This window comes from Variovorax paradoxus NBRC 15149, assembly GCF_001591365.1.
In the GTDB taxonomy this organism is placed as follows: domain Bacteria; phylum Pseudomonadota; class Gammaproteobacteria; order Burkholderiales; family Burkholderiaceae_C; genus Variovorax; species Variovorax paradoxus.
This window is the reverse complement of sequence record NZ_BCUT01000005.1, coordinates 267,606-280,311: the sequence shown is the minus strand read 5'-3', so window position 1 is coordinate 280,311 and position 12,706 is coordinate 267,606. Positions and strand designations below refer to the sequence as shown.

The window sequence follows — 12,706 nt, the reverse complement described above, 5'->3', positions numbered from 1 at the left end:
TTTTTTACGTCTGGACGCGTCCATAGAGCGGTCACGCTAAAGTGGTAGCCATGAGCGCGGTTGCCAAACATCAGTCCCATGCCCCCACGGGGGGCACGCCCAAGCCGAGCCCGGCGGCGCTGAATGCGGCTGCCGCGAGCTTTGCCGCGCTGACCGCCAGGCTCGACTACCTGAGCCCCGAAGACACCGAGCTGGTCCGCCGCGCCTACCGCTTCGCCGACGAAGCCCACCTGGGCCAGCTGCGCAACAGCGGCGAGCCCTACATCACCCACCCCATTGCCGTGGCGGCGCAATGCGCCGAATGGAAGCTCGACGCACAGGCGCTGATGGCCGCCCTGCTGCACGATGCCATCGAAGACTGCGGGGTCACCAAGCCCGAACTGATCGAGCGCTTCGGCGCGCCGGTGGCCGAGCTGGTCGACGGGCTCACCAAGCTGGACAAGCTGCAGTTCAACACCCGCGAGGAAAACCAGGCCGAGTCGTTCCGCAAGATGCTGCTGGCCATGGCGCGCGACGTGCGCGTGATCCTGGTCAAGCTGGCCGACCGCACGCACAACATGCGCACGCTCGACGATGCGCCGCGCGAGAAATGGGCCCGGATCTCACGCGAAACGCTCGAAATCTACGCGCCCATCGCGCACCGGCTGGGCCTGAACCAAACGTACCGCGAACTGCAGGAACTGTCGTTCCGCCATCTGAAACCGTGGCGCTATGCCACCCTGTCCAAGGCCGTGGCCAAGGCGCGCGGGCGCCGCCGCGACCTGATCCAGAAGGTGCAGCGCGAGGTCGAGACCGCCTTTGCCAACGCCAACATGACGCTGCGCATCGCGGGACGCGAGAAAACGCTCTATTCGATCTACCGCAAGATGGAGGAAAAGCACCTGAGCTTCGCCCAGGTGACCGACATCTACGGCTTTCGCCTGATCGTGCCGAACGTGATCGCCTGCTACACGGGCCTGGGCATCCTGCACCAGATGTACAAGCCGCTGCCGGGCAAGTTCAAGGACCACATCGCGATCGCCAAGCTCAACGGCTACCAGTCGCTGCACACCACGCTGGTGGGCCCGGCCGGCGTGAACGTGGAGTTCCAGCTGCGCACCGAGGCCATGCACGTGGTGGCCGAATCCGGCGTGGCGGCGCACTGGCTCTACAAGGCAGCCGAGCCGAACGCGGCCAGCAACGACCGGCTCGGCACCAAGTGGCTGCAGTCGCTGCTCGACATCCAGGACGAAACCCGCGACGCCGCCGAGTTCTGGGACCACGTCAAGGTCGACCTGTTCCCCGACGCGGTCTACGTCTTCACGCCGAAGAGCCAGATCCTCGCGCTGCCGCGCGGCGCCACGGTGGTCGACTTTGCCTATGCCATCCACAGCAACATCGGCGACCACACCTCCGCGGCACGCATCAACGGCGACCAAGTGCCGCTACGCACGGAGCTCAAGAACGGGGACGTGGTCGAGGTCATCACCGCACCCGTGTCCACGCCCAATCCCGCATGGCTCGGCTTCGTGCGAACCGGCCGGGCGCGCTCCAAGATCCGCCACTACCTGAAAACCCTGGCCCATGCCGAATCCGAAGGCCTGGGCGAGAAGCTGCTGGCTCAGGCACTGCGCGCCGAAGGCCTCAGCAAGCTGCCGGCCGAGGACGCCGAGCACCAGGCGCTGTGGGAAAAGCTGCTGCGCTTCACCGGCAACCGAACGCGCGCCGAATTGCTGACCGACATCGGCCTGGGCAAGCGGATTGCCAGCATCGTGGCAAAGCGGCTGGTGGCCATGCTGTCCGAACTCGGCGAGCGGCCCGATGCGCTGCTGCTGAGCCGCGAGCGCTTCATCTCGCACGAGACCATTTCCCAGGGCGCCGTCACGCTGGATGGCAGCGAGAACTCGTCGGTCCGCTTTGCGCTGTGCTGCCGGCCGATTCCGGGCGACGAGATCGTCGGCTACCTCGGCCATGGCGAAGGGCTGGTCGTGCACACCGAGTCCTGCGGCGTGGGCCAGCGCCTGCGCCACAAGGACAGCGAGCGTTTCTTCGCGGTCGAGTGGGCGGACGAGCCGACCCGCACCTTCGAAACCGGCGTGGTCATCACGGTGCGCAACGACAAGGGCGTGCTGGCGCGCGTGGCCGCGACCCTGGCGGACGCCGAAGCCGACATCACGCACGTCGAAATGGCCGACGAGACGCCGCAGGATTCGACCGACCTGCGCTTCGTGATTGCGGTGCGCGACCGCACCCACCTGGACAGCGTGCTGCGCGCCGCGCGGCGCACGGCCTCGGTGCTGACCGCCGCAAGGACGGTTCCCGCGCCCTGACCGGCGGGCAGGAAAGCTAGCGCGCCGTGCCCGGTGCCGGATAGCTGACCGACAGCAGCTCGACCTCATGGGCGCCGCCCGGCGTCACGAGCTTCACCACGTCGCCTTCGCGCGACTTGAGCAGCGCGCGGGCGATCGGGGAAATCCAGCTGACCTGCGACTGGGCGCTGTCCGCCTCGTCGATGCCTAGGATCGTCACGCTGCGCTCGTCGCCCGTTTCGTCCATGTAGCGCACCGTTGCGCCAAAGAACACCTGGTCGCTGCCGTGATGCACCGAAGGATCGGTCACTTCGGCAATTTCGAGCCGCTTGGTGAGAAAACGGATGCGCCGGTCGATTTCCCGCAGCCGCTTCTTGCCGTAGAGATAGTCGCCATTTTCGGAGCGGTCGCCGTTCTTGGCGGCCCAGTGCACCGCCTCGACGACCTTCGGGCGCTCTTCGTCCATCAGCTGAAGCAGTTCGTCGCGCAGTCGGGCATAGCCGGCCGGCGTCATGTAGTTCTTGCTGCCGCTCGGGAGCGCGGGGGCGGCGCTTTCGCCGCCGTCGTCGTCACCGTCGCTCTCGGTTTCCTTGGTGAATGCTTTGCTCAACTTGGTAGAACCTCTGGTCTCAAGGAAGGGAATGGGCTTTTCACCGTATTTTCAACATTCGCGACAGGGTGCGCAGCGGCGCCGTCACGCGCCACGAATTTGAGGCCCGAAGTGCCGTGCATTGCGCTTCCAGGTGCGAGGTGCGCGATCTCGCGCGCTCCAGGTCCTGCGCGAGAACGGCCTGGCTGCGCTGGCATTCGGCGAGTTCATGTTGGCGCGCATCGCGTTCGGCGATTGCCTCGCTCAAATGCTGCTGGCAGGCCGTGCGGCCGGCAATGGCCTCGTCCAGTTCGCGCTGCTGCTCAGCGCGGCAAGCCATTGCCTCGTCGAGTTTCCGCTGGAGCACCGCGCGCTCGGACACGGCCTTGTCCAGCTCACGCTTGATCGCCACGCGGTCCAGGGTGGCCTGGGAAGGAAATTCGATGCTGGCCGGCGCCTGCGCGGTGTGGGCAGCAAGCTCCCTGCCCACGCGGACCTTCGACGGCACCGCCGTCTCCCGATGGGCCGACAGCGCCCGCTCCCTGTCGAGCTTCGCACCCAGGACCGGATGCAGCTTGTCGTAGAGATACGCCGGGTCCTCCACGAGACGCGGGAAGTCGAGCATCACCAGCGGCACGTCGTGCTTGACCAGCGTGTGCATCAACTCATGAAAGCCCAGCGCAAGAAGGCGTGCTTCGTCGATCGGATTGAGCGAATAGACGATGCCGCCCGGCGTGGTCCCCCACGACTCCCAGAGCCGGCAATCGTCCGGCAGGCCCTCCATAGCGTACCGTGCGCGCAACTCGTTGACCACGCGGCTGGTGGAGGCTTCCACGATGCTGCGCATCGGAAAGATCACCGCATCGAGCGCGATGGACGGGTCCGCGAGCAGGCGCGTGGCATAGGCATGCAGCCAGGGCGACTTGATGACGTAGGGCAGATCGGGGTTGTCGAAGGGCAGGTCCTCGAGGCCCGCGTTGGCGTCCTCGTTGTAGGTGCTCGCGGCCGGATGCCTTGCAAGATGCGTGTCCAGCCCGCAAGCCGCCAGGTACTGGACGAGGAAGGTCGTGCCGGCGCGCCCCGTGCCGGCAATCATCAGGTGGTTTTTTCTTGCGGGCGTCATTGATGCAGCGTCCGGGTTGGCGCCGTTCCCTCCAGCGAAGCCATGATCTGCTGCACCGCAGCCGAGACATCGCAGCTGGAAGTGTCGACTGTGAGCGCGGGGTTTGCCGGGGCTTCGAAGATGTCGGACACGCCGGTGAAGCGCGCGATCGCGCCCTGCCGCGCTCGCGCATACATCCCCTTGGGGTCGCGCCGCTCGCAGACTTCCAGGGGCGCGTGCACGAAGACCTCGTGGTACGAAGGCCCGACGATCGAGCGTGCGAGATCCCGGAGCGCCTGCAGCGGTGAAACAACGGCAACGATTGCCACCATGCCCTGCTCGTTCAACAGCCGCGCGATGTGGGCAATGCGGCGGATGTTCTCGTGGCGGTCTTCCGCGCTGAAGCCGAGCCCGCGGTTCAGTCCCTTGCGGACCTCGTCGCCATCCAGCCGCACGGCACCCACGCCCCTGGCGCGCAGCAAGGGCTGCAAGGCGGCGGCGATGGTGGACTTTCCCGCGCCGGACAGCCCCGTGAGCCAAATGACGGGCGGCGGCCGCAGTGTTGTTGTCGAAGCAGGACGATCGTCTGGTTTCTGCAACTGTTCTGGCATCGAAAAACAGGTCTGGCCGGGCGCGGCGCCTCGAGGCAGCGGCTCACCCGGCGTGAAGGAAGACGAAGGTTCTCAAGCGGCTCGTTTTCTTCCGGCTCCTCCGGTGAACAACAAGAATGCCTCAACAGCACCCGAAGGTCGAGGGCGATCCGGTGCAGGATCGATCGCATCGAATGGAGCCCCGGAGCGGGAACATTGCCCGTGATCTCGTTGAACGGAAAAATATTCCGCAGAGAGCCGCGCAAAAGAAAAAGGGTTAGGACACGTAATGTCCTAACCCTTCAAAGAGTGGTGCGGCTGGCAGGAATTGAACCCACGACCCCTTGGTTCGTAGCCAAGTACTCTATCCAACTGAGCTACAGCCGCACAGCTATCGATTATAGCATCCATTTTTGGCCCCTGGCGGACCAAGCTCAGAAATGAATGCAATTGGTAGGCCGTGATGGGCTTGAACCATCGACCAACGGATTATGAGTCCGCTGCTCTAACCAACTGAGCTAACGGCCCACGAGAGGCCACGATTCTATTCGCGGCGTCGCTCACTTGCGGTGGCTCAGCGCATTGCTGACCAGCCGCGAGGTGATGTCCACGATCTGGATCATGCGCTCGTACGGCATGCGGGTCGGGCCGATCACGCCCAGCGTGCCCACCACCTGCCCGTCGACTTCATAGTTGGCGCTGACGATGGAAAGCTCCTCGATCGGCACCACCTGGCTTTCGCCGCCGATGAAGATGCGCACGCCCTCTGCCTTGCTCGACACGTCGAGCAGCCGCATCAGCTGCGCCTTCTGCTCGAAGAGCTCGAAGGCACGGCGCAGCTGCCCCATGTCGCTCGAAAAATCGGTGACGGAAAGCAGGTTGCGCTCGCCGGAGATCACCACGTCGTCTTCCTGCGCCTCGGTGAGCACCTCGGAACTGACCTTGACCGCCGCCTGCATCAGCGCGGCAATTTCGCCGCGCAGTTTTTCGACCTCGGACTGCAGGCGGTCGCGCACCTGCTCGATGGTCAGGCCCGCGTAGTGGGCATTGATGTAGTTCGATGCTTCCACCAGCTGCGACTGCGTGTAATCGGCTTCCGGAAAGATCACGCGGTTCTGCACGTCGCCGTCGGGCGAGACGATGATCACCAGCAGCCGCCGGTCCGAGAGCCGCAGGAACTCGATCTGCTTGAAGACCGAGGCGCGCCGCGGCGTCATGACCACGCCGACGAACTGCGACAGGTTGGACAGCAGGTTGGCCGCGTTGGCAATCACCTTCTGCGGCTGGTCAGGGGGCAGGTGGCTCGGCGCGTTCATGTGCTCGCGCTGGGCGGTGAGCATGGTGTCGACGAACAGCCGGTAGCCGCGCGCGGTGGGAATGCGTCCGGCCGAGGTGTGCGGGCTGGTGATCAGCCCCAAACCCTCGAGGTCTGACATGACGTTTCGGATGGTCGCGGGAGACAGGTCAAGGCCCGGGGCGCGCGACAAAGTCCGCGACCCGACCGGTTGGCCTTCGGCGATATAACGCTCGACCAGCGTCTTGAGGAGCAACTTGGCACGGTCGTCCAGCATTGCAAGATTTTAGTGTTGTAATTTGTAGATGACTTCCCGCTTTCGTCACGTCGCGCTGATCGGCAAATACCAGGCTTCAGGCGCCCGGGCGCAGGCCGATGCCCGCGACGGCGTGATGGAAGATATCGGCGCCTTCCTGGAATCGCAAGGGTGCGAGGTCTTTGTCGAAAAATCGGCGGCCGAGGAGGCCGATGCGGACGCCAGCGTCGGCGGCCGCTACCAGCCACTGAGCGTCGAGGAAATCGGCCAGCGCTGCGATCTGGGCCTGGTGGTGGGAGGCGACGGAACCATGCTGGGCATCGGCCGGCAGCTCGCCTGCTACGGCATTCCGCTGATCGGCATCAACCGCGGCCGGCTCGGTTTCATCACCGACATTCCGCTGGACAACTACCAGGCCACGCTGATTCCCATGCTGGCCGGCGAATACGAGGAAGACCACCGCAGCCTCATGCATGCGCAGGTCATGCGCGACGGCGCCTCGGTCTTCGACGCGCTGGCAATGAACGACGTGGTGGTCAACCGCGGCGCCACCTCGGGCATGGTCGAGCTGCGCGTTTCGGTGGGCCGGCATTTCGTGGCCAACCAGCGCGCCGACGGCCTGATCATCGCTTCGCCCACGGGTTCGACGGCCTATGCGCTCTCGGCCGGCGGGCCGCTGCTGCATCCGGCGGTGCCGGGCTGGGTGCTGGTGCCCATTGCGCCGCACACGCTGTCGAACCGCCCCGTGCTGCTGCCCGACGCCGACGAGATCGTGATCGAACTGGTGGCGGGGCGCGACGCCAGCGCCAATTTCGACATGCAGTCGCTGGCCTCGCTCGCGATCGGCGATCGCGTGGTGGTGCGCCGCTCCGACTTCCGCGTGCGCTTCCTGCACCCGCGCGGCTGGAGCTATTTCGACACGCTGCGCAAGAAACTTCACTGGAACGAAGGGGGCTCCTGAAATGGCGCTGCGACGCATCGCATTGCGCGACTTCGTGATCGTGCGATCACTCGAACTCGACCTGTCGGCAGGCTTCACGGTATTGACCGGCGAGACCGGCGCGGGCAAATCGATACTGATCGATGCGCTGCAGCTGGCGCTCGGCAACCGGGCCGACGCGGGCGCGGTGCGCGAAGGCGCCGAACGGCTCGACGTCAGCGCCGAATTCGATGCCGACCCGGCACTCGCGGCCTGGCTCGACGAGGGCGGCTTCGAAAACGGCGACGCCCTGCTGCTGCGCCGCACCGTCGACCTGCAGGGCCGCAGCCGCGGCTGGATCAACGGCAGCCCGGCCACCGCCACCCAGCTGCGCGAACTCGGCGACCGCCTGCTCGACATCCACGGCCAGCACGCATGGCAGAGCCTGACGCGCCCCGAGGCCGTGCGCGGCCTGCTCGACGCCTATGCCGGCGTGCGCACCGATGCGCTGGACGCAGCCTGGCAGAGCTGGCGCCAGGCGCTTTCCGCGCTCGACCACGCGCGCTCGGCACAAGATTCGCTGCTGCGCGAACGCGAGCGGCTGCAATGGCAGATCGCCGAGGTCATGAAGCTGGCGCCGGCCGAAGGCGAGTGGGAAGAGCTTTCCACCCAGCACGCGCGAGTCTCCAATGCGCAGGCACTCATCGATGCGGCGCAGGGCGCGAGCCAGGCGCTCGAAGACGACGACAGCGGCGCGCTCGCCGCGCTGTCGCGCGCCGTCGCGCTGCTGCAGAACTGCGAGCACATCGAGCCTGAATTCCGCGCCCTCGGCGAAGTGCTGGCCTCCAGCGTCGCCCAGGCTTCCGATGCCGCCCACACGCTGCACAGCTACCTGCGCGACGCCGAGGCCGATCCGAAGCAACTGGCCGAACTCGACGAGCGCATGGGGCTGTGGATGTCGCTCGCGCGCCGCTACAAGCGCACGCCGGACGACCTGCCGGCGCTCCTGGCCAGCTGGCAGGCCGAGCTGCAGGCGCTCGATGCGCAGAGCGATCTCGCAGGCCTGGAGCGCGCCGAGCAAGGCGCGCAGCAGGCCTACCTGAAGGAAGCCAAGGCGCTCGCCAAGGCCCGCAAGCTGGCCGCCCCGCGGCTGGCGGAGGCGGTCACGCAGGCGATGCAGGGGCTCGGCATGCAGGGCGGGCGCTTCGAGGTCGAGCTGCTGCCGCTGGCGCAGCCGGGCCGCGCGGGTCTCGAAGACGTGGCCTTTCTCGTGAGCGGCCATCCCGGAAGCACGCCGCGCCCCATCGGCAAGGTGGCTTCGGGCGGCGAGCTCTCGCGCATCGCACTGGCCATTGCGGTCACCACCAGCCAGCTCGGCGCCGCGCAGACGCTGATCTTCGACGAGGTCGATGCCGGCGTCGGCGGGGCCGTGGCCGAGACCGTGGGCCGGCTCATGAAGCAGCTCGGGCGCGATCGCCAGGTGCTGGCGGTCACCCACCTGCCGCAGGTTGCCGCCTGCGCCGACCACCACCTGGTGGTGGCCAAGCGCCAGACGGCGGCAGCCGGCCAGGACGGCCCGCGCACCGAAAGCGGCGTCTCGCGGCTCGACGACGACACCCGCGCCCGCGAAATCGCGCGCATGCTCGGCGGCGAGAAGCTTTCGCAGACCTCGCTGGCGCATGCCCGCGAAATGCTGGGCCACAAGACTTCGGCGGCGCTGTGATGGACCTCGACCTGGTGCTCATCACCGGCATGTCGGGTTCGGGCAAGTCGGTGGCGCTGCATGCGCTGGAAGACGCCGGCTACTACTGCGTCGACAACCTGCCGCCCGAACTGCTGACGGCCTTCATCGCGCTGCAGCACGAGCAGCAGGCCACGCGCGTGGCCATTGCGATGGACGTGCGCAGCGGCGTGTCGCTGCCAATCGTTCCGCAGCAGCTCGAAGCCCTGCGGCAGGACGGCGTTTCGCTGCGCTCGCTTTTCCTCGACGCGACCACCGACGCGCTGCTGCGGCGCTATTCGGAAACCCGCCGGCGCCATCCGCTGTCGCGCCAGGAGGGCCGCAACGACGTGCCCGAACAGGAGCGCGTGCTGGTGCAGGCCATCGAGCTCGAGCGCGAGCTGCTGGCCGACCTGCGCGACGGCGCCGACGTGATCGACACCAGCCTCATCCGGCCGGCCCAGCTGCAGAGCTACATCAAGGCGCTGATCTCGGCGCCCCAGAGCAGCGCATTGACGCTGGTGTTCGAATCCTTCGCCTTCAAGCGCGGCGTGCCGCTGGATGCCGACTACGTGTTCGATGTGCGCATGCTGCCCAATCCGCACTACGTGCCCGCGCTGCGGCCGCTCACGGGCCGCGATGCGCCGGTGGTCGAATGGCTGCGCGAGCACGACGACGTTGCGCGCATGTACGACGACATCGAGCAGTTCCTCTCGCGCTGGCTCGACGCGCTGGCGCGGGACCATCGCAGCTACGTGACCGTGGCCATCGGCTGCACGGGCGGCCAGCACCGCTCGGTGTTCCTGGTCGAGCAGCTCGCGCGCGCGTTCGGAACGCGCTGGGTCGCGCTCAAGCGGCACCGCGAGCTCGACGCAGGCTGAGTTCGCTCCGTCCGGCTAGCCCGCGCTGCTGCTCTCGAGCAGCTTGCGCATCGGCGCCGGCAATCCCAGCCGGCCCCACTCCTGCGCATCCACCCAGCGCGCCGCATCGCCTTTCGGCTGGCTGCCCTGGAGCAGCACCGGGTGCAGGTGCAGGTCCTTGTGGGTCAGCACATGCACGAAAGGCGGCAGGTCCTGTGCGCCGGCCAGCGCCGCCGGCGGCAGCGCGGCCAGCAACTCTTCTCGGCTATCGAACACGGGCAGGCAGTAGAGCCCGGCCCAGATGCCCTTGGCCGGCCGCTTCTCGAGCCAGACGCGGCCTTGCGCATCGCGCGCGAGCAGCGCCCAGAGCGACTGGGCGCTGCGCTTGAGCTTGCGCGTCTTGACCGGATAGCGCTCCGGCTGGCCTTCGCGCAGCCCCACGCATGCCTTGTTCAGCGGACAGATCATGCAGCTCGGCTTGCGCGGCAGGCAGACCGTGGCGCCCAGGTCCATCACGCCTTGCGTGTAGCTCGCGATGGCCTCCTTCTGCTCGGCCGGCGGCAGCAGCTGCGTGGCCCGGTCCCACAGTGCGCGTTCCTGCGCCGACGAGGACATGTCGCCGCCAAAGCCGAGCACGCGCGTCAGCACGCGCTTGACGTTGCCGTCGAGAATCGCGACCCGCTCTCCGAAGCAGAAGGCCGCGATCGCCGCGGAGGTGGAGCGGCCGATGCCAGGCAGGGTCTCGAGCTCGGCAGCCGTGCGCGGAAACTCGCCGCCGAAGCGCGCCACCACCTCCTGCGCGCAGCGGTGCATGTTGCGGGCGCGGCTGTAGTAGCCCAGGCCGCTCCAGAGCCCGAAGACCTCGTCCTCGGTGCCGTCGGCCAGCGCCCGCACGGTCGGAAAGCGTTCGAGAAAGCGCGCGAAGTACCCGAGCACGGTCGAGACCTGCGTCTGCTGGAGCATGACCTCCGACAGCCACACGCGGTAGGGATCCCGCGTGTTCTGCCACGGCAGCGCGCTGCGCCCGTGGCTGCGCTGCCAGGCCACGACGCGCTCGGCAAAATCGGCCGGCGCCTGCGGCTCCACGGCCGCAGCCGGCACCGGACGATCAGGCCGCCGCACGCAGCTCGCCGACGGCGGCAGCGGCTGCTGCCGGCCTTCCCTGTTGCGCGATGGCCGAGGTGAATTCATGGAGCCGAAGCTGCAGCTCGGCCAGGCTGCTCTCTTGCTGGGCCAGCTCGAGCAGGCGTTCGTCGAGGTTGCCTGCCGCATTCTGGATGCGCTCGATCGCTTCGATGCGCTTGCTGAAATTGCGGCGGCGCTCCTTCAGCTGCGCATCGATCTGGGCGCTGGCGCCCTTGCTCCAGCGCTCGACCTCGGTCATGGCCGCTTCGTTGACCAGCCGCAGGCGGCTTGCGAGCGCGCGCACCAGCTTGTCGCAGAAGTCCGCCTGTGCGAGCTTCAGCAGGTTGCCCACGCCCAGGTAGTGGATGTGGCTGCGCTCGATCTGGCTGAGCTCCTGCTCGAAGCTCGTCAGGTCGGGCTCGGCGGGCGCCTGCAAGGTGAAGCCCTGCTCCGCGTTGAGCTGGCGGAAGGTGGCGTGCAGCATCGACTGGATCTCGGCCGTCGTGGCCTGCACTTCGCGCAGGTTGTTGCGCAGCGAGTCGAAGGTTTCGCCGTACACCTTGCGCACGTTGAACTTGACGCCCGGGCGCTTGAGCGCGGCCGAAAGCCGCACCATGTCTTCCTTGAGCGCGGTGCGGCCGAGCACGGCATACACCTCGCGCAGCAGCTTGCCCTGCACCGAACGCAGCGCGAGGATGCGCGTGTTGCTGCCCTCGAACTCGGTCTGTTCCTGGTCGATGCGCGCGCGCATGTGCCGAATGACCGACACGTTCTTGCCGCGCAATCCCTGCAGCTCGAGCGCCTGCTCCGACAGGTCGCGCTGGCGCACTTTCAGGATGCGCTCGGCCTCGGTGCGCAACGCGACCATGCCGGCGTCCACCGCGAGCCGCAGCATGGTTTCGCGCTTGCCGAGCACGCCTTCGGCGAGCAGTGCCTCGAAAGCCGGCAGCCGGCTGGCGTCGAGCAGCCGCGCATCGCGCTGGATCTTTGCCTGCAGGCCCTTCTGCGCCGACACCGGCAGCACCTGCACCAGCGGCACCTCGAGGAACTTGGCCGCAACCTCGCGCTGGCGTTCGATCTGGAGCTCGATCTGCGCGGGCGTGCTCAGCGAGTCCCACATGGTGTCGATCTTGTTGAGCACCACGAAGCGCGTGTCGCTGCCTTCGCTTTCGGTGACCAGGTGCTCGCGCCAGATCGACAGATCTGAACGCGTCACGCCCGTTTCTGCGCCCAGGATGAAGACCACGGCATGCGCCTGCGGGATCAGGCTCACCGTGAGCTCGGGCTCGGCGCCGATGGCGTTCAGGCCCGGGGTATCGAGGATCACCAGCCCCTGCTCCAGCAGCGGATGCGGCATGTTCAGGATGGCATGGCGCCAGCGCGGAATCTCGACCCGGCCTTCGGCGTCCTGCACGGGGTTGTCGTCGGGCGTCTCCTCGTTCCAGAAGCCCAGCGCGTGCGCCTCGTCCTTGCTGACCCAGCGCACTTCGGCCACCTTGCTCATGGCCTGCGCCAGCTGGTCGGCATCGGCCACGTCGATCGCAATTTCGGTCCAGCGCCCGGCCTTTTCGCGCCAGTGCGTGAGCGAATGGGGTTCCAGGCGGGTCTCGATCGGCAGCAGCCGCAGCTTGGGCGACAGCGCGGCGTCGTAGCCCAGCTCGGTCGGGCACATCGTGGTGCGCCCGGCGCTGGCCGGCATGATGCGGCGACCGTAGGCGGCAAAGAAGATTGCGTTGATGAGCTCCGACTTGCCGCGCGAGAACTCCGCCACGAAGGCCACCATGACCTTGCTGGTGCGGATCTGCAGCTCGAGGCCGCGCAGGCGCTCGGCCACTGCCTGATCGAGCAGCTCGTTCTCGGTCAGCCAGCGGGACAGCCACTGCAGGCGGTGCGCGAAATTGCTCCGCCAGGCACCGTGCTGATCGAGTTGTTGATTGAAAGAGCGACTCAAGGGGAATATGTA

At 67.3% G+C, this 12,706-nt stretch carries 10 protein-coding genes and 2 tRNA genes; 4 read left to right on the top strand and 8 right to left on the bottom strand.

Annotated features, from left to right (window positions below):
* The first annotated feature begins 50 nt into the window (after nucleotides 1-50).
* Entirely contained in the window at nucleotides 51-2,309 is a 2,259-nt protein-coding gene (locus VPA02S_RS21645) for a RelA/SpoT family protein (RefSeq protein WP_018907216.1), read from the top strand.
* A 16-nt stretch (nucleotides 2,310-2,325) separates the two neighbouring features.
* Here the strand turns inward: VPA02S_RS21645 and greB are convergent, their stop codons facing one another.
* The 6 genes from greB to hrcA form a co-directional block, all read right to left on the bottom strand.
* Nucleotides 2,326-2,898 (bottom strand): transcription elongation factor GreB, encoded by a 573-nt coding sequence (gene greB, locus VPA02S_RS21640; protein WP_062365554.1) that lies wholly within the window; start codon nucleotides 2,896-2,898, stop codon nucleotides 2,326-2,328.
* Between the two features lie 40 nt (nucleotides 2,899-2,938).
* Nucleotides 2,939-4,000, bottom strand: a complete 1,062-nt coding sequence (locus tag VPA02S_RS21635; protein ID WP_062365553.1) for a hypothetical protein — start codon at nucleotides 3,998-4,000, stop codon at nucleotides 2,939-2,941.
* Nucleotides 3,997-4,590, bottom strand: a complete 594-nt coding sequence (gene cysC, locus VPA02S_RS21630) for an adenylyl-sulfate kinase (RefSeq protein WP_062365552.1) — start codon at nucleotides 4,588-4,590, stop codon at nucleotides 3,997-3,999. The genes VPA02S_RS21635 and cysC overlap by 4 nt, the downstream gene beginning before the upstream one ends.
* Nucleotides 4,591-4,879: 289 nt before the next feature.
* Nucleotides 4,880-4,956 (bottom strand) — tRNA-Arg (locus tag VPA02S_RS21625).
* 64 nt (nucleotides 4,957-5,020) lie between these two features.
* Nucleotides 5,021-5,097 (bottom strand) — tRNA-Ile (locus tag VPA02S_RS21620).
* 32 nt (nucleotides 5,098-5,129) lie between these two features.
* Nucleotides 5,130-6,140, bottom strand: a complete 1,011-nt coding sequence (hrcA, locus tag VPA02S_RS21615; protein WP_015867105.1) for a heat-inducible transcriptional repressor HrcA — start codon at nucleotides 6,138-6,140, stop codon at nucleotides 5,130-5,132.
* 28 nt (nucleotides 6,141-6,168) lie between these two features.
* On the opposite strand from hrcA, the gene VPA02S_RS21610 reads away from it, so the two are divergent.
* From VPA02S_RS21610 to rapZ, 3 genes are read left to right on the top strand one after another with little or no spacing between them, the layout of a single operon-like run.
* Nucleotides 6,169-7,080: an NAD kinase gene (locus tag VPA02S_RS21610; RefSeq protein ID WP_018906749.1), complete on the top strand. Its 912-nt coding sequence runs from the start codon at nucleotides 6,169-6,171 to the stop codon at nucleotides 7,078-7,080.
* 1 nt (nucleotide 7,081) lies between these two features.
* The gene (gene recN, locus VPA02S_RS21605) at nucleotides 7,082-8,761 is read left to right on the top strand and encodes a DNA repair protein RecN (protein ID WP_027730950.1); all 1,680 of its coding nucleotides are present in this window, start codon (nucleotides 7,082-7,084) and stop codon (nucleotides 8,759-8,761) included.
* On the top strand, nucleotides 8,761-9,639 hold the full coding sequence (rapZ, locus tag VPA02S_RS21600) for an RNase adapter RapZ (RefSeq protein WP_015867108.1): 879 nt from the start codon (nucleotides 8,761-8,763) through the stop codon (nucleotides 9,637-9,639). Before recN ends, rapZ begins: the two co-directional genes overlap by 1 nt.
* Nucleotides 9,640-9,654: 15 nt before the next feature.
* Here rapZ and mutY read toward each other — a convergent pair whose 3' ends face one another.
* Both mutY and VPA02S_RS21590 read right to left on the bottom strand, forming a co-directional pair.
* On the bottom strand, nucleotides 9,655-10,719 hold the full coding sequence (gene mutY / locus VPA02S_RS21595) for an A/G-specific adenine glycosylase (RefSeq protein ID WP_062365551.1): 1,065 nt from the start codon (nucleotides 10,717-10,719) through the stop codon (nucleotides 9,655-9,657).
* Between the two features lie 7 nt (nucleotides 10,720-10,726).
* Nucleotides 10,727-12,694, bottom strand: a complete 1,968-nt coding sequence (locus VPA02S_RS21590) for a dynamin family protein (RefSeq protein ID WP_062365550.1) — start codon at nucleotides 12,692-12,694, stop codon at nucleotides 10,727-10,729.
* Between the last annotated feature and the right edge of the window lie 12 nt (nucleotides 12,695-12,706).

Excerpts from the sequence above, each read along its gene's own strand:
- VPA02S_RS21645 (WP_018907216.1), top strand. The coding sequence starts at position 51 with ATGAGCGCGGTTGCCAAACATCAGTCCCATGCCCCCACGGGGGGCACG.
- VPA02S_RS21635 (WP_062365553.1), bottom strand. The coding sequence starts at position 4,000 with ATGACGCCCGCAAGAAAAAACCACCTGATGATTGCCGGCACGGGGCGC.
- cysC (WP_062365552.1), bottom strand. The coding sequence starts at position 4,590 with ATGCCAGAACAGTTGCAGAAACCAGACGATCGTCCTGCTTCGACAACA.
- hrcA (WP_015867105.1), bottom strand. The coding sequence starts at position 6,140 with ATGCTGGACGACCGTGCCAAGTTGCTCCTCAAGACGCTGGTCGAGCGT.
- VPA02S_RS21610 (WP_018906749.1), top strand. The coding sequence starts at position 6,169 with ATGACTTCCCGCTTTCGTCACGTCGCGCTGATCGGCAAATACCAGGCT.
- recN (WP_027730950.1), top strand. The coding sequence starts at position 7,082 with ATGGCGCTGCGACGCATCGCATTGCGCGACTTCGTGATCGTGCGATCA.
- rapZ (WP_015867108.1), top strand. The coding sequence starts at position 8,761 with ATGGACCTCGACCTGGTGCTCATCACCGGCATGTCGGGTTCGGGCAAG.